This is a genomic window from Pseudoblastomonas aquimaris (assembly GCF_035481675.1).
Taxonomy (GTDB): Bacteria; Pseudomonadota; Alphaproteobacteria; order Sphingomonadales; family Sphingomonadaceae; genus Alteriqipengyuania_B.
Window position 1 is genome coordinate 628078 of record NZ_JAYJJW010000001.1, and the last position, 19729, is coordinate 647806.

The window sequence follows — 19729 nt, forward strand, 5'->3', positions numbered from 1 at the left end:
GAACCCCCATCCCCAACCCTTCCCCACGGGGAAGGGAGTTTTTGGTCCTGATGACGAGGTATAGAGAAAATTTCGGTGCGTTTGGACATTATTGGCCTGCATCCGGCGTTACGTATACTTCGCTGCCGACTTCGGGACCGACCTTTTTCCCAATGGATTTCGTGTATCTGAGCACGCAACTTGCTCTCTCAAACTCCAAATTCTTTGAAAGAGTAAGTCGGCCATCGTCAGCGTCGAAGTCACCTTCTCCCAATTGGCAGTCAGCGATGATTGTTTGAAGCTCGATATTACTAAGTTTTTCGGCAACAACGTAATCCGAACCACCACAAGCAGCACAAATCAGTCCAGTCGAGATTGCAATAAAGGACCTCACCCCAAAATCCCCACAAACTTCTCGAACAAATAAAAGCTGTCCTGCGGCCCGGGGCTCGCTTCCGGGTGGTACTGCACGCCGAACGCCTTCTTGCCGCTGATCGCGATGCCGCAATTGCTGCCGTCGAACAGTGAGACGTGGGTCTGCTCCACGCCGTCCGGCAGAGTGTCGCCGTCCACAGCGAAGCCGTGGTTCATGCTGGTGATTTCGACCAATCCCTGCGTTTCGCCCCAGCTTTCGCCCACGCGCTGGACGGGGTGGTTCGCGCCGCGGTGGCCCTGGTGCATCTTTACCGTCTTCGCGCCCGCTGCAAGCGCCAGCATCTGGTGGCCGAGGCAGATGCCGAAGATCGGCACGTCGCGGTCCAGCAGGCCCTTGATTACCGGCACCGCATATTCGCCCGTCGCCGCCGGATCGCCAGGGCCGTTGGAAAGGAACACGCCGTCCGGTTCATGCGCCAGCACGTCCTCCAGGCTCGTGCGCGCGGGCACCACGGTCACTCTCGCGCCGGCTTTCACCAGGTTGCGGAAGATATTGTCCTTGCTGCCGTAATCGATGGCGACGACGTGCGGCTTGGTCTTGCCGCCCTCGTCCGCCCACGCGGCGCGGCCGTAGCCCTTGCCGAGCGTCCAGCTGCCGCCGCCCCATTGTTCCTGCTTTTCCCGGCTGACGATGCGGGCGAGGTCCATGCCTTCCAGCCCCGGCCAGTCCTGCGCCTTGCCCAGCAGGGCGTCGAGATCGAAATTGCCGCGCGGGTCGTGGGCGATCACCGCGTTGGGCGCGCCAAGCATGCGAATGCGGCGGGTCAACGCGCGGGTGTCGATGCCGGACAGGCCGATCTTGCCGTGCTTCGCCAGCCATTCGCCGAACTCCCCGCCGCTGCGAAAATTGCTGGCGGGGGTGATCGCCTCGCGCACGATGCAGCCGACTGCGCTGTCGACACCGCTGCCAACCGCGCTTTCGACATCCTCGTCGTTCACGCCGACATTGCCGATATGGGGAAAGGTGAAGGTGACGATCTGCGCGGCGTAGGAGGGATCGGTCATCACCTCCTGGTAGCCGGTCATCGCGGTGTTGAAGCAAACTTCGCCCACCGCGCTGCCGGTCGCGCCGATGCCGTGGCCCCACATGATGGTGCCGTCGGCCATGACGAGGACTCCCGTCGCCCCTGCAGGTTGCGCGCGTGAAGATGCGGTACGGGCCATAGGGGGCGCTCCGAGTAAGGGGTTTTCCGGCGATGTCGCTAAGCGTCGGCGGCTATACCCGCAGCATGGCTTCGTCAACGGCCCTTTCGCGCAAAGTTTTGCCCGATGCCCCCCGCTTGGCCTAGGACGGGGGAAACCATCCACAGGATTCGCCGCATGCGGCACACAGGAAAGCGACACTTACGATGATCAGGGACGATATCCAGGCCGCCACGAAGTCCGCCATGCTGGACCGCAACAAGGAACGCACCGCCGCGCTGCGCCTGATCCAGGCGAAGCTGAAGGACCGCGATATCGAACTGCGCACCGCCGACAAGAAGCCGGAAGACGATGCGCTGGTAACCGAAGTTCTTCAGAAAATGGCGAAACAACGCCGCGAAAGCATCGAGATGTACACGGCCGGCGGCCGCACGGAACTGGCCGAGCAGGAACAGGCCGAGCTGGCGGTGATCGAGGAATTCCTGCCCGCCCAAATGAGCGAGGAAGATACCAAGGCCGCCATCGCCCGCATCAAGGCGGATACGGGCGCCGAAGGGATGAAGGACATGGGCCGCGTGATGGCCGAACTGAAACAGCGCCACGGCGCCGAGCTCGACATGAGCAAAGCCAGCGGGTGGGTGAAGGAGAGTTTGTCGTGAAGAATATCGCACTCGTAGCCGCCATCGCCGCCGGGCTGACCCTGTCCGCCTGCTCCAGCGAGCCGGAAGGTGTCGAAGGCAGCGATGCCGCCGACCTCGAAACGCCCGAAACCGATGGCGAAGCGGCGCTTGACGCCATGGCGCTGAAGGCGGGCGACTTCGGCGAATTGCAGCTGGGCGCCAAGATCGTCGGGACGCAGGGGCCGGAAGTGAAGGCGGCCATTTCCAACGAGGCGGGCAATTTCGGCGACATGACATCCTATGTCGCCTGCCCCAACGGCATGCCGGAATGCGATCCGAAGACCGCGCCCGAGGGCACCGTCTACACCTATGTCCACATCGTCTATCCGGGCGAGGACAATGACGGCAGCACCGGGGTCGGCGCGGGCAACACGTCCAGCGATGTCGAGCGGGCGACCGCGTTCCGCATGACGCGCCCGGCCACCGGCTTCACCGGCAATGTCGGCTTCTCAAAGGCGGAAGCGATCGCTGCCGTGGGCGAGAAGGCCGACGTGGTCGTCACCTGCGACGGCGGCGCGCTGGTCTGGACCGTGTCGGCCGGCGATGGCGGCGACCAGTGGGAAGCGCGCGAGCCGATCACCTTCTGGTGGCAGAGCACCGTGCCGCCGTCCGGCCCGGCCGATGCCTACCAGCTGACGGCGAATTATACCGATGCAGTAGGCTCCGGCCCCTATCCCGGCGGCGCGGACGGCGCTAGCAATGCGTGCAACGACACTGCGGAGCCTGCCGGATAATGAAACGCCTCGTCCCGATCCTTTTGGGCAGCCTGATGGCGACCGCCTGTGCCACCACCGGCGATTACGATCCGGATCGGGGCCGCGATTTCGTGGACGCGGCGGGCGATTATCCCGACCTGACCGACGGGCGTTACACCCGCGCGCCGGTCGTCGGGAACGAGCCGGACGACACGTATGACGTCCTCGCCCGCGATTTCGACCGCGTCGTGCTCGGTCCGCGCAAGCGTGTGCGGGATACGACACCGCCCGAATACATGGTCGAGGCCGACCGCGGGGTGATGCGCGAAGTCTATGTCGCCTGCCCCATCGACGTGCGCCCGTGCGACCCCCTCGCCCCGCCTGCCGGAGTGGAGGTGACCTATATCGCCACCCTCACCCCGTTCGGGGCCGGTAGCACGCAGGCCGTCGGCCAGTACGTGCGCCGCACCGGCTTCAACGGTATCGGCGGCTTCTCCTATGGCGAGGCGCGCGCCGCCTTGGGCGACGACGGCGCCTTCTCGCTTGCCTGCATCCGCGATGAGCTCGTGCTGGAGCGGCGCCTTGGCGATGCCTGGACCCGCGGGGAGACCGTGACGCTGTTCTGGCAAGGCACCCATCTGCTCGACAGCCGCGAGCCCGACGACGAATGTGGTTCGGAAGCCCGCTGACGGGCTTGCGCTTCACGCCCCCGCCGCGCCATTAAGCCGCGATGGCGCTTTCCCCCCAATGGTTGGACGAACTGCGTGCGCGAACCACGCTGTCGACGCTGGTCGGGCGGACGACGAAGCTCACCCGCGCGGGGCGTGAATTCAAGGCGTGTTGCCCGTTCCATGACGAAAAGACGCCCAGCTTCTACGTCAACGACGCCAAGGGCTTCTATCACTGCTTCGGCTGCCAGGCGCATGGCGACGCGATCCGCTGGCTGACCGACCAGCAGGGCTTGCCGTTCATGGATGCGGTAAAGGAGCTTGCCGCGGCCGCAGGGATGGAAGTCCCCGCGCCGGACCCGCGCGCCGCACAGCGGGCGGAGGAACGCGCCAGCCTTCATGACGTCACCTCCGCCGCGCAAAACTGGTTTCGCGCCAACCTCTTGGGCGAGAAAGGTGCTGCCGCGCGGCAATATCTCGACGCGCGCGGGATTGATGCGAAAACGAGCGAGGAATTCGGCTTCGGCTACGCGCCCGACAGCCGGCAGGGCATCAGGGAAGCGCTGGCGGATTTCGACCGGGCGATGCTGGTCGATGCCGGGATGCAGATCTCGGTCGAGGAAAAGGAGCCTTACGACCGATTTCGGGCGCGGTTGATGCTGCCGATCCAGGATGCGCGCGGGCGGGTGATCGCCTTCGGTGGCCGCATCCTCGACACGGGCGACACAAACGCCCCGAAATACCTGAATTCGCCGGAGACTTCGCTCTTCGACAAGGGCTCTACGCTTTACAATCTCCACCGCGCCGGGCCAGCTTCGCGCAAGAGCGGGCGGGTGCTGGTGGTGGAAGGCTACATGGATGTGGTCGCGCTGGCCGCCGCCGGTCTTCCCGAAGCGGTCGCCCCGCTCGGCACGGCGCTGACCGAACGGCAGATCGAGCGGCTGTGGCAGCTGGTCGATCGGCCCATCCTGTGTTTCGACGGCGATGCCGCAGGCCAGCGGGCGGCAATGAAGGCGGCGGTGCGCGCCCTGCCCCTGCTGCGCCCGGGCCACAGCCTGTGCTTCGTGACCCTGCCCGCCGGCAAGGACCCGGACGACGTGGTGAAACAGGGCGGTGCCGGTGCGATGGAACGGCTGATCGCGCAGCCCCGTTCGTTGCTCGAGCTGATCTGGGAAACCGAGCTTGCCGCCGGCCCGCTCGACAGCCCGGAAGATAAGGCCAGCCTGAAGGCGCGGCTGATGGACCATGCCGAGACAATCGAGCACCCGGATATCAAGGCGCTCTACCGCCGCGAATGGCTGGAGCGGTTCGGCAATTTCGCCTACCCGCCGCGGCCGGAGCGGCCGTTTACTCCGCGCGGACCCGGTGCGCGCGGCGGCGGCAGGGGATGGAACCGCGAGCCCCCCCCGCGCCCCATGGACCGTGCCGTTGCCAGCCGGCTGCAGCGCGCACTCAACGGCAGCCGGGACACGCTCGGCCGGGCGGTCGTGGCAGGCTTGTTGCGGCATCCGGCGCAGATTTCGCGGCATGTTGACGCGCTCGCCCGTTACCGCCCGGGCGATGCCAACATGGCACAGGCGATCGAAACCCTTCTCGACTCGGCGGAATCGCTTGAAATAAATGGCGATGACACCATAACGCTAAGCGAGCGCCTCGAAACGCTGCCGGATACGAACGCCCGTTTCACCTTCCTGATGGAAGGACAAGATCCGCAAGCCGCCGCCGAGGACCTAGCCGAAGCCGTCGCCCTTCTGGTCGATCGGCCCGCGTTGGAGGAGGCCCTGGCGGCATCCACGGCGCGGTTCGAATCGTCTCTGGAGGATGCGGATTTTGCCGAGCAGCAGCGCATCCGCCGCCTGCTCGCCGAATTCGATCAGCGGTTGAAAGATTTGGCCCGCAAGCGTGCCGCGAACAGCGCGGATGGCGGCGGGAGTGACACAGAAACTGGCACTGGCCCCGGCACACTGGACAAAGCCGACAGCGCCAGCGACGAACGAATGGATTGAACGGGACATATGGCCTCCGACGCGAAGACCAAGCAGACCGAAGACGCACCGCTGATCGACCTCAACGAAGCGTCGATCAAGAAGCTGATCACCAAGGCTAAGAAGAAGGGGCACGTCACCTATGACGAGCTCAACGAAGCCTTGCCGCAGGACCAGATGTCTTCGGAGCAGATTGAGGACGTGATGAGCGCGCTCAACGACATGGGCGTGAACGTGGTTGAAAGCGACGAGGAAGCGGAGGCCGCCAAGGAAGCCGCGTCCGAGGTCGAGGAAATCCAGGCCGGCGAAAAGAAGAACGTCCCTGAGGCCAAGAAGAAGGAAACGGTGGAGCGGACGGACGATCCGGTCCGCATGTACCTGCGCGAAATGGGCGCGGTCGAGCTGCTCAGCCGCGAGGGCGAAATCGCCATCGCCAAGCGGATCGAGGCCGGGCGCGACACGATGATCATCGGCCTGTGCCAGAGCCCGATCACCTTCCACGCCATCATCCACTGGTCCGAGGCCCTGAATGCCGAGGAAATGCAGCTGCGCGAGATCCTCGATCTCGACGCGATGCTGTCCAAGGAACCGCCCGCCGACAAGCTCAACGACGACGCCGAAGACGATGACGACGACGGCGAAATCTCGGAAGAGACCGCCGGCCCGACTATCCGCGACGACGATGACGACGACAGCGACGACGAAGACGACGGCGATGACGAGGACGGCGAAGGTTCGTCCAAGAAGAAGGACGACGACGAGGAAGAGGACAACACCATGTCGCTCGCCCAGATGGAAGCGGCGCTGAAGCCCGATGCCATCGAGCGGTTCGCGCGCATTACCTCGCTATTCAAGAAGTTCGAGAAGCTGCAGAAGGAGCGCGTCGAGACCCTCGGCCGCGGCGAGCAGCTGCCGGCGGCAAAGGAGCGCAAGTACGAAAGCCTGGGCGAGGAACTGACCGCCGAGGTTGAAAGCATGCAGTTCCACGCGACCAAGATCGAATTCCTGGTCGACAACCTTTACGCCTTCAACCGCCGCCTGACCGCGCTGGGCGGGCAAATGCTGCGCCTTGCGGAGCGGCACAAGATCAAGCGGATCGACTTCCTCGACGCCTATGTCGGAAACGAGCTCGACGATGGCTGGATTGCCGAGAAGGCGAAGAAGGACAAGAAATGGGCGGCCTTTGCGGAGCGCGAGGCCGATGCCATCGACCGCATCCGCACCGAAATCGCCGATATCGCCAGCCAGACCGGCATGGCCCTGCCGGAATTCCGCCGCATCGTGAACATGGTGCAGAAGGGCGAGCGCGAGGCCCGAATCGCCAAGCGCGAGATGGTGGAGGCGAACCTGCGCCTCGTGATCTCGATCGCCAAGAAATACACCAATCGCGGGCTGCAATTCCTCGACCTGATCCAGGAAGGGAACATCGGCCTGATGAAGGCGGTCGACAAGTTCGAATACCGCCGCGGCTACAAGTTCAGCACCTATGCCACGTGGTGGATCCGGCAGGCTATCACCCGCTCGATCGCCGACCAGGCGCGCACGATCCGCATCCCGGTCCACATGATCGAGACGATCAACAAGCTGGTGCGCACGAGCCGCCAGTTCCTGCACGAGCAGGGCCGCGAACCAACGCCTGAGGAGATGGCGGAGCGCCTCTCCATGCCGCTCGAAAAGGTGCGCAAGGTGATGAAGATCGCCAAGGAGCCAATCAGCCTCGAAACTCCCATCGGCGACGAGGAAGATTCGCACCTCGGCGATTTCATCGAGGACAAGAACGCCATCATCCCGGTGGATGCGGCGATCCAGGCGAACCTCAAGGAAACCGTCACCCGCGTGCTCGCCAGCCTCACCCCGCGCGAGGAACGCGTGCTGCGCATGCGCTTCGGCATCGGCATGAACACCGACCACACGCTGGAAGAGGTCGGCCAGCAGTTCAGCGTGACCCGCGAACGCATCCGCCAGATCGAGGCCAAGGCGCTGCGCAAGCTGAAGCACCCCAGCCGCAGCCGGAAAATGCGCAGTTTCCTCGACCAGTAATTTTTTCGGGAACGCTTTTCGCGCCCGGTCATTGGTAATGTATCAGACGATGTAAAAATCGACTGGTTATGAAGAAGCCTCTTCGTGAGGCACGCTTCAGGAGCCCCGACACCCTAGCGGTGCCGGGGCTTTCCTGTTCTTAGGCGCCATTGCGGCCCGATATCGCTGGATTGTTTGTCGCACGGGGTCGCGCGAATCGCCCCCCTTCCCTATGGCGGCGCCATGAAAATCGCCATCGCCTCCGACCATGCCGCCATCGACCTCAAGAGCGCACTGCGCGACTGGCTGATCGAGCAGGGCCACGAAGTCGCCGACCTCGGGCCCGACAGTGCGGACAGTGTCGATTATCCGGACTTCGGCTACAAGCTGGCCGGCGTCGTGGCCGACGGCACGGCGGAGCGCGGTGTCGCCCTGTGCGGCAGCGGCATCGGCATTTCGATGAGCGTCAATCGAAATCCCGCGGTGCGCTGCGCGCTCGTGTCCGAACCGCTCAGCGCCGCCCTCGCCCGCGAACATAACGATGCAAACTGCATCGCGATGGGTGCGCGCCTGACGGGTGTGGACATGGCAAAAGCCTGCCTCACCGCCTTTCTCGACACCGAATTCGCCGGGGGCCGCCACCAGCGCCGCGTCGACAAACTCTCCAATCCGAACCTCGCAGGAACCGCATGACCGACAACCGTTTCTGGAACGACACGCTCGAACAGGCCGACCCGGAGGTTTACGCCGCGGTCCGCAACGAACTCGCGCGCCAGCAGGACAAGATCGAACTGATCGCCAGCGAGAACATCGCTTCCACGGCCGTGCTCGAAGCGACCGGCAGCGTGTTCACCAACAAATATGCCGAGGGATATCCCGGCAAGCGCTACTACGGCGGCTGCGACTATGCCGACGTGGTCGAAACGCTGGCGATCGAGCGGGCCAAGGAACTGTTCGGCTGCGAATTCGCCAACGTACAGCCCAACAGCGGCAGCCAGATGAACCAGGCAGTGTTCCTGGCCCTGCTGGAGCCGGGCGACACTTTCATGGGGCTCGATCTCAATTCGGGCGGGCACCTGACCCACGGCAGCCCCGTCAACATGAGCGGCAAGTGGTTCAACCCGGTCAGCTACGGCGTGCGCAAGGACGACGAGCTGATTGACATGGACGCGGTCGCCGAAACGGCGCGCGAGCACAAGCCGAAGCTGATCATCTGCGGCGGCACCGCCTATTCGCGCACGTGGGACTTCCCGCGCTTCCGCGAGATCGCCGACGAGATCGGTGCCTGGCTGCTGTGCGACATGAGCCACATTTCCGGCCTGGTCGCGGGCGGCGCGCACCCATCGCCCTTCCCGCACGCCCACGTGGTGACGACGACCACGCACAAGAGCCTGCGCGGCCCGCGTTCCGGCGTCATCCTGTGGAATGACGAGGACCTGACCAAGAAGATCAACATGGCGGTCTTCCCCGGCATGCAGGGCGGCCCGCTGATGCACGTCGTGGCGGCCAAGGCCGTGGCTTTCCGCGAAGCGCTGCGCCCCGAATTCAAGGATTACGCCAAAAGCGTGGTCGAGAACGCCCGCGCGCTTGCCGCCAGCATCGAGGAGCACGGACTGCGCGTCGTTTCCGGCGGGACGGACAACCACTCGATGCTGGTCGACCTCACGCCCAAGGACGTGACCGGCAAGGCGGCGGAAAAGGGCCTCGACCGCGCCTGGCTCACTTGCAACAAGAACGGCATCCCGTTCGACACGCGCAGCCCATTCGTGACCAGCGGCATCCGCCTCGGCACCCCGGCAGGGACCACGCGCGGCTTCGGCACGGACGAATTCCGCGAAGTCGGCAAGCTGATCTGCGAAGTCGTGGACGGCATGTCCCGCAATGGCGAAGACGGCGACGGCCAGGTGGAAGAGCGCGTGCGCGGCAAGGTCGCCGAAATGTGCGCCGCCTTCCCAGTCTATCCCGGCCGCTGAGCCATGCGCTGCCCGTTCTGCGCGCATGACGACAGCCAGGTAAAGGATTCACGCCCGGCCGAAGACGGCGGCGCGATCCGTCGCCGACGCCAATGTGGCAGCTGCGGCGCGCGCTTCACCACGTTCGAACGTGTCCAATTGCGCGAAGTTACCATCGTCAAAAGCGGTGACCGGCGCGAGGCTTTCGACCGGTCCAAGCTGGAACACTCCGTCAGCCTCGCCTGCCGGAAGCGCGATGTCAGCCGCGAACAGATCGACCAGCTCGTGTCCGGTATCCAGCGCCAGGTGGAAACGGCGGGCGAAAGCGAGATCCCCAGCCACCGCATCGGCGAAATGGTGATGGACGGTCTGCGCCAGCTCGACAGCGTGGCCTATATCCGTTTCGCCTCCGTCTACCGCGACTTCAGCGAGGCGCGCGATTTCGAGGAGTTCGCCAGCGCGATCCAGGAAGCCGGCGGGCGCGATGCGGCGAGTGAATAGCCAGCCGGTCATCGTCCTCGTCCGCCCGCAGCTGGGCGAGAATATCGGCAAGGCCGCGCGCGCGATGCTCAATTTCGGGCTGACCGAGCTGAGGATGGTGGAGCCGCGCGATGGCTGGCCCAATCCCTCCGCCGGGCCTGCTGCCGCCGGTGCGGACCAAGTCCTTGCCGACGCGAAGGTCTATGCCACCACGGCAGAGGCGGTGGCGGATTGCAGCCACGTCTGGGCGACGACGGTGCGCAAGCGCGGCGTGACCAAGCCGGTCCACACTCCGGAGGAAGCCGCGCGCGACATGGCCGGTGCCGAGGGGCGCTGCGCCATCCTGTTCGGGCCGGAACGCTCGGGGCTGGAGACGGCCGATGTCGCGCTCGCCCGGACGATCCTGACGGTGCCCATCAATCCCGAATTCGGTTCGCTCAACCTCGCGCAGGCGGTGATCCTGTGCGCCTACGAATGGTCGAAGGTCGCACGCGAACATACCGGCCTGGTCCAGCCCACGGACGAGGAAGCCCTGCCGCCGGCCCCGCAGGCCGAGCTTGAAGGGATGATCGCCCATTTCGAGGACCTGCTGGCGCCGCGCGGCTATTTCCTGCCCGAAAGCCGGGCGGAAGCCACGCGCCTGACTCTGCGCGGGATGCTCACGAAGCCGGGCTGGAACCACCTGGAGGTGCGCACGATGCGCGGGGTATTGTCATCGCTCGGCAAACCGCCGCGCGACTAAGAAGCGTCAGACTAGTCCAGCAGGTCGGTGCCCGGCCCGACAAGGGGGCGGCCCAGCTGGTCGGCCAGCCCACTTTCCTCCTTCGCCTTTTCCACCCACGCGCGCGCTTCCGCGATTTCGCCGCGCAGGCGCTCTTTCGCCTCGGCATCGCGGGCAACCCGCACTTCGGGGTCGTAGTCGAGCGCCGGGTTTTTCGAATAGCTGGCGAAAAGCTCGCCGCCGGCGATCTCTGCCGCCTCTCCTTCGCGCAGGGAAACGCCGAACAGGCGCGCCGCGGCCTCGATGGTCTCGACCGGATGGTCGAGGAACCACGCGGCATCGAGCGAATGCACGTTGCCATAGGCGTCGATCGCGCTTTCGAACGCCTTCATCTGCGCAAACCACAGCGCCGCCGCCTTGTGGGCAGCGCTCGGCGCAGCGTAGCGCGCGCCGAGGCGCAGCTCGCCGAACACGCGTTCGGTCCATTCGACATGGCCGGGCGTGCGCAGGATCGCAGCGATATAGGTCGAAAGCGGATAATGCAGCGCGATGGCCGGCGCGCCGGGCGCGCGGCGCATGACATCGTCGAGGATGAAGTTCACCGGCACGTTGGCCTTCGCCATCACCGGCGTGCCCGCGTCCCAGCGCTTGCCCAGCATTGACAGCGTCACGTCGAGCGCGCGGTCGAACGCGGCATCGCCCGCACCGTCCGCGCCCTTCATCACGCCGAGGCGGCGCAGGGCCGCAGGCTCCCGCAGCACGAGGCTGCGCCCGACATGGTCGAGCGCGCGCGCCAGCAGGGTGGAGCCGCATTGCGCGACATGGAAGATCCACCCGATGGGGCGTTCCGCAAGCGGCGGCCCGGCGTATTTCTCCAGCAGGCCCTTCAATGGCACACGGCCGCGCGGCAGGTCGCCGTGGCGGATGCGCGCATCGAGGAAGATCGACTTGTGGAACAGGTTGCGATCCATCTGCTGGATCACCGCGTCGCCGCCATCGAATTCATACAGGTAGATCGCCGGATCGCTGGCCAGCGTTTCGAGTGTAATCGCCATGGCGCGCGCCCTAGCACGCGGCATCGCGCTGCACTATAGAGCGCGGCCATGACGACTGCCGAAGCCCAGACGACGCCCTACGCCCTGTTCGAAGGACACGGCCAGCCCGTGACCGATGTCGATACGGGCGCGGTCCGCAGCGCCATCGAAACCAGCGGTGCGGTGCTGCTGCGCGGGTTCGAGCCTTCGCTGGAAGGCTTTTCCGCGCTCAGCCGGATGCTGTGCAGCCATTCGTCTTTCAACGAGAGCCCGAACCGCCAATTGCTGACGCAGGGCAATGCCGTGCAATCGGTCAATCTCGGCAGCGATCCTTTTCCGCTCCACCCGGAACTGTCGCGGGAGCCGTGGCGGCCCGATCTCGCCATGTTCGGCTGCATCAATCCGCCGGGCGTCGGCGGCCAGACCAATATCTGCGACGGGATCGAGATCGTCCGGCAGATGCCCGCGGAAATCCGCCAGGCGCTGGAAGGCAGCAAGCTCTACTACATCCAGCCCGCGTCCCCTGCCCTGCTCAAGTTCTGGCTCGGCACCGAAACGCCGGGCCGGGAGCAGATGGAGAACCCGCCGCCGTCGTGCCCCTATTTCTTTCGCAAGCCGCATGGGCAGATCCTGCGCGGTTTCATCCGCCCGGTGTTCGAACCCACGCTGTTCCAGGACGAGCCTGCCTTTGCCAATTTCGTGATGTTCGCACGCGATTACCTGCGCCTGCCGAACTTTCCCTCGCTCGACGGCAAGCCCTTCCCCGACGACTGGCTGGACGAAATCCGCAGCACCGCGCGCCGCCTCACCTATTCGCACGCGTGGCAGCAGGGCGACATTCTGCTGCTGGACAACAGCCGCTTCATGCATGGGCGCAAGGCAATCGCGAATGCGGAAGAACGGCGGATCGCCACGTTCTTCGGCTATCTCGAAGGCATCGAACGGCGGCCGCTGGAGCCGGAGAACCCCGTGTGGCGGCAGGACGACTTCGTCCCGCCCGATACGCCGCACGATACCTGAGCGGTAATTCTTGACTGTGCGCGCGGTCCTGCTATGCGCGCGCTTCACTTCGGCGGTGTGCCCTTGCGGCACCCCTCCGATTGGTCCCGCACCCCGGTGAAGCGGTGGCCGCGGCGGACGGAACGGTCCGTCGGTGCAGTGCCGGGTTGAACGGTTGCCGCAGGGGCAATCCAGCAAATCGAAGGAAAGACCTATGTCGAAGCGCAAGAGCGCCAAGTATAAACTCGACCGCCGGATGGGTGAAAACATCTGGGGTCGCCCGAATTCCCCGGTCAACAAGCGGTCTTACGGCCCCGGCCAGCACGGCCAGCGTCGCAAGTCCAAGATGTCGGACTTCGGCCTGCAGCTGCGCGCCAAGCAGAAGCTGAAGGGCTACTACGGCGACGTGACCGAGAAGCAGTTCCGCCGCACCTACAAGGAAGCGTCCTCGATGAAGGGCGACACCGGCCAGAACCTGATCGGCCTGCTGGAACAGCGGCTCGACATGATCGTCTACCGCGCCAAGTTCGCGCCGACGATCTTCGCTGCCCGCCAGCTGGTCAGCCACGGCCACATCCGCGTGAACGGCGTGAAGTGCAACATCGCCAGCCGCCGCTGTTTCGTGAACGACGTCATCAGCCTGGGCGACAAGGCCAAGGACATGGCGCTGGTCATCGAGGCGCAGAGCCTGCCGGAACGCGAAATCCCCGACTATGTCGTGGCCGACGGCACCGACAAGGTGACCTTCACCCGCGTGCCCAAGCTCGACGAAGTGCCCTACCCGGTCACGATGGAACCGAACCTGGTGGTCGAATTCTATTCGCGCTGATCGGGTATCATACCGAACACGAAAGGCGGCCCCGCGAGGCCGCCTTTTTTGTTGCCTGTCAGTGATTTACGCGGAACTTTGCGCAGGTGGCGAGCGTTTATCGAACGCTATGACCACCTTCTACCGCTTCATCACCGCGAAACGCCGTGGCAAGTGGTATCCGGTGCTGGAAGACGCGCAGCGATATGCCGAGAGGATCGGCGCCGGGTTCATGGATGCGGCCGGCAACTTCACGCCGTATCGCGGTACGATCCTGGAATTCTGCGAAGGTCCGCCCGATCAGTCGCGCAGCTGGTCCCACTCGACCAGTTCGTAGGCGATCGACGCTTCCACCAGCGTTTCCCAGATTGCGGCAATCTCTTCCGCCGGCAGGCCGCGCACCCCGGCATCGGCCCGTGCCGCAGCGATGACCGCGGCCTTGCGAGCCTCGTCGCGCACCACGTCGCGGCTCGGCTTGATACGGGCGGCGGCGCGCATGTAGCCGAAGCGCCGGTCGAGCAGCGCGACAAGCTCGCGGTCCGTCGCATCGACGCCTTCGCGCACTTCGGCCATGCTGGTGCAGTCTTCGGGCATTTTCGGCATCGGTCGGCAGGTCCCTGCTATTCTCGGCAATAATCGCGGCGGAAATCGGTGGCGAAGGCGGCAAAGCGCCCGCCCGCGATCGCATCGCGCATCGTTTGCATCAGCTGCTGGTAGAAGGAGATATTGTGCTCCGTCACCAGCATCGCGGCGAGGATTTCCCCCGACTTCACGAGATGGTGGAGATAGGCGCGGCTGTAGTTGCCGCAGGTCGGACAGGTGCAGCGCGGGTCCAGTGGGTCGCTGTCCTCCGCGTGGCGCGCGTTGCGCAGGTTGATCGCGCCGTCCCACGTAAACGCCTGCCCGTTGCGGCCCGAGCGGCTCGGCAGCACGCAATCGAACATGTCGACCCCGCGCTCCACCGCGCCGACAAGGTCGTCGGGCTTGCCGACCCCCATCAGGTAGCGTGGGCGGTCGGACGGTAGCTGCCCGGGCGCGAAGTCCAGCGTAGCGAACATGGCTTCCTGCCCCTCGCCCACGGCAAGGCCGCCGATGGCGTAACCGTCGAAGCCGATCTCGGTCAGCGCCTGGGCGGACTGGCGGCGCAGGCCCTCGTCCAGCGCGCCCTGCTGGATGCCGAACAGCGCGGCGCGGTCCGCGTGCTCTTCGCCGCTGTCGAACCCGTCGCGGCTGCGCTTTGCCCAGCGCATCGATAGTTCCATCGAGCGGGCGATCACGTCGCGCGGTTGGTCGGCGCGCGGGCATTCGTCGAAGGCCATCACGATATCGCTGCCGAGCAGGCGCTGGATTTCCATGCTGCGTTCCGGCGTCAGCATGTGCTTGCTGCCGTCGATATGGCTGCGGAATTCGACCCCTTCTTCGGTCAGCTTGCGAAGGTCCGACAGGCTCATCACCTGGTATCCGCCGCTGTCGGTCAGGATCGGGCGCTGCCAGTTCATGAATTCGTGCAAGCCGCCGAGCCGCGCGACCCGCTCCGCGCCCGGGCGCAGCATCAGGTGATAGGTGTTGCCGAGGATGATGTCGGCACCCGTCTGCCGCACCGTTTCCGGCTTCATCGCCTTGACCGTGGCGGCAGTGCCGACCGGCATGAAGGCGGGCGTGCGAATATCGCCGCGCAGCATGGATATGCAGCCCGTGCGCGCGGCCCCGTCGGTCGCGTCGATGGTGAAGGAGTAGCGGCTCGTCATCGGTTTGCCCCGCGCCTCTAGGGCAGCAGCAGAGAGGAGTCACCATAGCTGTAGAAGCGATATTCCTGCGCGATCGCATGGGCATAGGCCGCCATCATCCGCTCCCGCCCCACCAGCGCGCTCACCAGCATCATCAGCGTGGATTTCGGCAGGTGAAAATTGGTCATTAGCCCGTCGACCGCGCGGAAGCGGTAGCCGGGCGTGATGAAGATATCCGTGTCCGCTGCGAACGGCCGGATCGTCCCGTCCTCTCCCGCCGCGCTTTCGATGAGGCGCAGCGAGGTCGTGCCGACTGCGATCAGCCGTCCGCCGGCAGCGCGCGCCGCGTTCAGCCGGTCCGCCACTTCGGGCTCGATCCGGCCCCATTCGCTGTGCATCCAGTGCGCGTCCGTATCGTCGGCCTTCACGGGCAGGAACGTGCCCGCGCCGACATGGAGTGTGACGGTTTCGCGCATGATCCCTGCCGCGTCGATTTCGGCGAGCAGACGGTCGGTGAAATGGAGCGCGGCAGTCGGCGCCGCAACGGCGCCATCCTCTGCGGCGAAGATCGTCTGGTAATCCTCGCGGTCGGCTTCATCGGTGCCGCGCTTGCCCGCGATATAGGGCGGCAGGGGCAGCGTGCCGGCGCGTTCGAGCAGGATCTCGACCGGCTCCTCCCCGTGGAAGGCGAGCGTGAAGCTGCCATCCTCGTGCCGCATCTCTGCGGTCGCGGCGACATCGCTGCCGAATTCGACCACGTCCCCCGGGCGCAGGCGCTTGGCGTTGCGGACGAAGGCCTGCCAGCGCCTGAGGTCGATCCGCTTGTGCAACGTGGCGCCGATGCGCGCTTCGCCGCGCCGCCCTTCCAGCTGGGCGGGAATGACCCGGGTGTCGTTGAAGACGAGCACGTCGCCGGCGCGCAGCAGGGCGGGCAAGTCGCGCACGCCGCGATCCTCGAAAGCGCCTTCGCCCGGCACATAGAGCATGCGCGCCGCATCGCGCGGGCGCACCGGGCGCAGCGCTATCCGCTCCGGCGGTAGCTCGAAATCGAACAGGTCAACGCGCATGGCGTCGATCCCGGACAACCTTGGTGTATCGAAGGACGTTCATGGCGCGCGCCTTAGCGCCTGCGCCGCATCGCGTCACTCGGAGAGAGGCACCTCGGCCATGTCCGCTTCCGGCCCGGTCAGTTCCGGTGCCTGCTGCGGTAGCACGACCGGCTGCGGCATCGCCTGCGGCTTGTTGTCCGATGCGATGGAAGCCTGCAGGATGCGGGTCGGGTTCGCCGGCGGCTGACCGCGCTCGATCGCATCCACCGCGTCCATGTTCGAAATCACCCGGCCGAAGTTGGTGTAGTTCTGGTCGAGCGAGAAGCGTGGGTAGAACACGATGAAGAACTGGCTGTTGGCGCTGTCTTCCGCGCTGGCACGCGCCATCGACACCGTGCCGCGCACGTGCGGCAGGCGATTGAATTCGGCCTGCAGGTCGGGAAGCGAGGAAGAGCCGGTCCCGGTGCCGGTCGGGTCGCCGGTCTGGGCCATGAAATTGTCGATCACGCGGTGGAAGATCACCCCGTCATAGAAACCCTGCCGGGTAAGCGTCTTGATCCGCTCGACATGGTTGGGCGCCCATTCGGGCACGAGGCGGATGGCCACCCGCTCGCCGGTCGAAAGATCGAGATAGAGGATGTTATCCAGGTCCTGCGTCAGGTCGTAATTCGCGCGCAGCGGAATGGCGCGCTGCGGCGCGGGCGCGGCATCCTGCGCGCTCGCGGCGACGGGCGTTGCCAGGGCGGCCAGGGCTGCCAGCGAAGTGAAAAGCGTCTTGATCATCGTTTCCGTCTATCTGCGAGGAATGGATATGGTGCGGCACTTACCGACAGCGCGCTGTCCGCGCAATGAACGCCTCAGTAATCGCCGCGCTGGCCGGTCTCCGCCACCCGCGCATCGACCTCGTCCTTGACCGCAGGCGATACGAAGGGCCCGATATCGCCGCCGAACATGGCGATTTCCTTGACTAGCTTGGACGCGATCGGCTGCAGCGAGACATCGGCCATCAGGAACACGGTTTCCATATCGTCGTCTAGCTGCTGGTTCATGCCGGCCATCTGGTACTCGTATTCGAAATCCGCGACCGCGCGCAGGCCGCGGATGATGACGCTGGCGCCGGTCTTGTTGGCGAATTTGACCAGCAGCGCGTTGAAGCCGACGACATCGACATTGGAAAGGCCCATCGCCGCCACCTCGCGCTTGACCATGGCCAGCCGCTCGTCGGTATCGAACATCGGGTTCTTGCTGGGATTGGTCGTCACGCCGATGACCAGCCGGTCAACCAGCTTGCTGCCGCGCCGGATGATGTCCGCATGGCCTAGCGTGATCGGATCGAAGGTACCGGGATAGATGCCGACACGCTCTTTCTCGTTGCTCGCGGCCATTACCGGTCCCTTTCCACGATGAAGCGGGCAATTTCGCGCAGCAGTTCGGCTTCTTCGCCATAAGATCCGAGGTGGCCGATCGCCTGGTCCACCAGTGCACGGGCCTGCGCGCGAGCGGCGTCGGCGCCCATCAGCGACACGAAAGTGGCCTTCCCGGCGTCCGCATCCTTGCGCAGCGCCTTGCCCGCTTTCGCCTCGTCCCCTTCCACGTCGAGCAGGTCGTCGGCGATCTGGAACGCGAGGCCGATGTCGCGCGAATAGGCGTGAAGGTGCGCGCGGCCTTCCCGCGCCAGCTTGCCCAGAATCGCGCCCATTTCGACCGCCGCACCGAGGAGCGCACCGGTCTTCAGCTGCTGCAGCCGCGTGATCGCCTGGAGGTCGAAGCCCTCGCCCCCCTCCTCTTCGGCGATCATGTCCATCATCTGGCCGCCCGCCATGCCGGCGTGGCCGCTCGCCCGCGCAAGGCATTCGACGAGCTCGCACCGGGTGAAGGGATCGCCGCTCATCGCCGGGTCGATCAGGATTTCGAAGGCCAGGGCATGGAGCGAATCGCCGGCCAACACGGCCGTCGCCTCGTCGAAGGCGAGATGGGTGGTCTCGCGCCCGTGGCGCATCGCGTCGTCGTCCATGCAGGGAAGATCGTCGTGAATCAGCGAATAGGAATGGATCGCCTCCACCGCGCAGCCCGCTCGTACGGAGGTTTCGCGGTCCACGCCGAACAGGTCTGCCGTGGCGACTGTCAGCAGGGGCCGCAGCCGCTTGCCGCCGCCGATCACGGCATATCGCATAGCCTCGACCAGCCGGGCACGCCGGTCGCCCGGCACCGGAAGCAGCGCATCGAACTGCGCGTCCACTTCGCCCTGAACGCGCGCGAGTTCCTGCGCCAGCAGCCCGTCGGCGAGTTTCAGGCCCACCGGATCAGCCCTGCTCGTCGAAGGGAACGGTGGCCGAGGCCTTGCCGTCCGGCCCGGCAACGATCTTCTCGATCCGTGCCTGCGCCGCATCCAGACGCTTCTGGCAATGTTCGCGCAGCTTCTCGCCGCGCTCGTACAGGTCGATCGATTGTTCCAGCGGCACTTCGCCGCCTTCGAGCTGCCGCACCACGTTTTCGAGCGCGCGCAGCGCGTCCTCGAAGCTCATTTCCGAAATGTCGGGAGTACCCTCTGCCATGGGGCCGAGCATTGACCTTGGCGGCGCGCGCGGTCAAGCGGTGGCTGCGGCGATGGGCCGCGTGGTGCACAGCCAAGAGGTAACAGACGTGTTCATCGGCCACTTCGCCCCCGCGCTGGTTGCGGCAGCCCATGTCGAAAAAACCGGGCAGGCGCGGGTGCTGGGCGGCATGTTCATCGCTGCGCAGCTCGTCGATTTCGCCTTTTTCATCCTCGTGCTGCTGGGGGTAGAGCAATTCCGTATCGTACCGGGCATCACCGCGATGAACCCGCTGGACCTCTATCTCATGCCCTTCACCCACAGTCTTGCGGGCACGCTGGGATGGGCCGGGCTGTTCGCCCTGCTGACTGCCCTGTTCCTGCGTGACGTGCGCTTCGCGATCCTCGGCGCCGGCGTGGTGCTGTCGCACTGGTTCCTCGACCTTCTGGTCCACCGGCCCGACCTGACCCTGGCGGGAGAGGCGCCGAAGCTGGGTCTCGGCCTGTGGAACGTGCCGTGGGCGATCGTGCCGCTGGAGCTGCTGATGACGCTGGGCGCGTTCTTCTACTACGCGGTCAAGACCCGCCAGCGCGACGGGAAGACCGACCACGCGCTCTACACCTTGCTGGTGGTGCTGGTGATCGTGCAGCTTTTGAACTGGTACGGGCCGATGCCGGAAAACGGGCCGATGGAAGTCTGCTTCCAGGCGCTGATCGTTTTCACCATCCTCGTCCTGCTGGCCGCATGGCTCGGCTCCACGCGCGAGTACTGGCGGATGAGGGACCTCGAACCACCAAGCGCTATGCCAACCCGAAAATAGG

General features: G+C 65.5%; 22 protein-coding genes. 13 read left to right on the forward strand and 9 right to left on the reverse strand.

The features are described 5' to 3' along the window. Positions 1-369: 369 nt before the first annotated feature. Complete coding sequence (carA, locus tag VCJ71_RS03005) at positions 370-1578, reverse strand: glutamine-hydrolyzing carbamoyl-phosphate synthase small subunit (RefSeq protein ID WP_324638983.1); 1209 nt, start codon at positions 1576-1578, stop codon at positions 370-372. Positions 1579-1763: 185 nt separating this feature from the next. On the opposite strand from carA, the gene VCJ71_RS03010 reads away from it, so the two are divergent. From VCJ71_RS03010 to VCJ71_RS03050, 9 genes are all read left to right on the forward strand, one after another. Further along, positions 1764-2216, forward strand: a complete 453-nt coding sequence (locus tag VCJ71_RS03010; protein ID WP_290135189.1) for a GatB/YqeY domain-containing protein — start codon at positions 1764-1766, stop codon at positions 2214-2216. Then, complete coding sequence (locus tag VCJ71_RS03015; protein ID WP_324638986.1) at positions 2213-2971, forward strand: hypothetical protein; 759 nt, start codon at positions 2213-2215, stop codon at positions 2969-2971. Before VCJ71_RS03010 ends, VCJ71_RS03015 begins: the two co-directional genes overlap by 4 nt. Beyond that, positions 2971-3621, forward strand: a complete 651-nt coding sequence (locus VCJ71_RS03020; protein ID WP_324638988.1) for a hypothetical protein — start codon at positions 2971-2973, stop codon at positions 3619-3621. Before VCJ71_RS03015 ends, VCJ71_RS03020 begins: the two co-directional genes overlap by 1 nt. Before the next feature lie 41 nt (positions 3622-3662). Next, entirely contained in the window at positions 3663-5606 is a 1944-nt protein-coding gene (gene dnaG / locus VCJ71_RS03025; protein ID WP_324638990.1) for a DNA primase, read from the forward strand. 9 nt (positions 5607-5615) lie between these two features. Next, the gene (rpoD, locus tag VCJ71_RS03030; protein WP_324638992.1) at positions 5616-7625 is read left to right on the forward strand and encodes an RNA polymerase sigma factor RpoD; all 2010 of its coding nucleotides are present in this window, start codon (positions 5616-5618) and stop codon (positions 7623-7625) included. A gap of 222 nt (positions 7626-7847) precedes the next feature. Then, on the forward strand, positions 7848-8297 hold the full coding sequence (gene rpiB, locus VCJ71_RS03035) for a ribose 5-phosphate isomerase B (protein ID WP_324638993.1): 450 nt from the start codon (positions 7848-7850) through the stop codon (positions 8295-8297). Further along, a complete protein-coding gene (glyA, locus tag VCJ71_RS03040) occupies positions 8294-9577 on the forward strand; it encodes a serine hydroxymethyltransferase (RefSeq protein WP_324638994.1) in 1284 nt (427 codons plus the stop codon). Before rpiB ends, glyA begins: the two co-directional genes overlap by 4 nt. A gap of 3 nt (positions 9578-9580) precedes the next feature. Further along, positions 9581-10057, forward strand: a complete 477-nt coding sequence (gene nrdR, locus VCJ71_RS03045; RefSeq protein WP_324638996.1) for a transcriptional regulator NrdR — start codon at positions 9581-9583, stop codon at positions 10055-10057. Then, positions 10041-10778: an RNA methyltransferase gene (locus VCJ71_RS03050; protein WP_324638998.1), complete on the forward strand. Its 738-nt coding sequence runs from the start codon at positions 10041-10043 to the stop codon at positions 10776-10778. The genes nrdR and VCJ71_RS03050 overlap by 17 nt, the downstream gene beginning before the upstream one ends. Positions 10779-10789: 11 nt before the next feature. On the opposite strand, the gene VCJ71_RS03055 is transcribed toward VCJ71_RS03050, so the two are convergent. Then, positions 10790-11812 (reverse strand): hypothetical protein, encoded by a 1023-nt coding sequence (locus tag VCJ71_RS03055; RefSeq protein WP_324638999.1) that lies wholly within the window; start codon positions 11810-11812, stop codon positions 10790-10792. A 48-nt stretch (positions 11813-11860) separates the two neighbouring features. Between VCJ71_RS03055 and VCJ71_RS03060 the strand changes: the two genes are divergently transcribed. From VCJ71_RS03060 to VCJ71_RS03070, 3 genes are all read left to right on the forward strand, one after another. After that, on the forward strand, positions 11861-12811 hold the full coding sequence (locus VCJ71_RS03060; protein ID WP_324639001.1) for a TauD/TfdA family dioxygenase: 951 nt from the start codon (positions 11861-11863) through the stop codon (positions 12809-12811). A gap of 193 nt (positions 12812-13004) precedes the next feature. Further along, a complete protein-coding gene (rpsD, locus tag VCJ71_RS03065) occupies positions 13005-13619 on the forward strand; it encodes a 30S ribosomal protein S4 (protein ID WP_324639003.1) in 615 nt (204 codons plus the stop codon). A gap of 109 nt (positions 13620-13728) precedes the next feature. After that, positions 13729-13935 carry a hypothetical protein gene (locus VCJ71_RS03070; protein ID WP_290135201.1) on the forward strand — a complete coding sequence of 69 codons (207 nt, stop codon included), beginning with the start codon at positions 13729-13731 and terminating at the stop codon, positions 13933-13935. Here VCJ71_RS03070 and VCJ71_RS03075 read toward each other — a convergent pair. The 7 genes from VCJ71_RS03075 to VCJ71_RS03105 all read right to left on the reverse strand — a co-directional run bounded on the left by VCJ71_RS03075 (position 13899) and on the right by VCJ71_RS03105 (position 18929). Next, positions 13899-14201, reverse strand: coding sequence for a chorismate mutase (locus VCJ71_RS03075; protein WP_324639006.1), 303 nt, complete (start codon positions 14199-14201; stop codon positions 13899-13901). The genes VCJ71_RS03070 and VCJ71_RS03075 overlap by 37 nt on opposite strands. Before the next feature lie 17 nt (positions 14202-14218). Then, positions 14219-15346, reverse strand: a complete 1128-nt coding sequence (gene tgt / locus VCJ71_RS03080) for a tRNA guanosine(34) transglycosylase Tgt (RefSeq protein WP_324639008.1) — start codon at positions 15344-15346, stop codon at positions 14219-14221. Between the two features lie 17 nt (positions 15347-15363). After that, positions 15364-16392, reverse strand: coding sequence for a tRNA preQ1(34) S-adenosylmethionine ribosyltransferase-isomerase QueA (gene queA / locus VCJ71_RS03085; protein WP_324639009.1), 1029 nt, complete (start codon positions 16390-16392; stop codon positions 15364-15366). Between the two features lie 75 nt (positions 16393-16467). Next, entirely contained in the window at positions 16468-17157 is a 690-nt protein-coding gene (locus tag VCJ71_RS03090) for a peptidylprolyl isomerase (protein WP_324639011.1), read from the reverse strand. Positions 17158-17231: 74 nt separating this feature from the next. Continuing rightward, positions 17232-17759: a pantetheine-phosphate adenylyltransferase gene (coaD, locus tag VCJ71_RS03095; RefSeq protein WP_324639012.1), complete on the reverse strand. Its 528-nt coding sequence runs from the start codon at positions 17757-17759 to the stop codon at positions 17232-17234. Further along, positions 17759-18673, reverse strand: a complete 915-nt coding sequence (locus VCJ71_RS03100; protein WP_324639014.1) for a polyprenyl synthetase family protein — start codon at positions 18671-18673, stop codon at positions 17759-17761. The genes coaD and VCJ71_RS03100 overlap by 1 nt, the downstream gene beginning before the upstream one ends. A 4-nt stretch (positions 18674-18677) precedes the next feature. After that, the gene (locus VCJ71_RS03105; protein WP_324639016.1) at positions 18678-18929 is read right to left on the reverse strand and encodes an exodeoxyribonuclease VII small subunit; all 252 of its coding nucleotides are present in this window, start codon (positions 18927-18929) and stop codon (positions 18678-18680) included. Between VCJ71_RS03105 and VCJ71_RS03110 the strand changes: the two genes are divergently transcribed. Beyond that, positions 18928-19728 carry a hypothetical protein gene (locus VCJ71_RS03110; protein WP_324639018.1) on the forward strand — a complete coding sequence of 267 codons (801 nt, stop codon included), beginning with the start codon at positions 18928-18930 and terminating at the stop codon, positions 19726-19728. The two genes, VCJ71_RS03105 and VCJ71_RS03110, sit on opposite strands and share 2 nt — an antisense overlap. Position 19729: the final 1 nt, after the last annotated feature.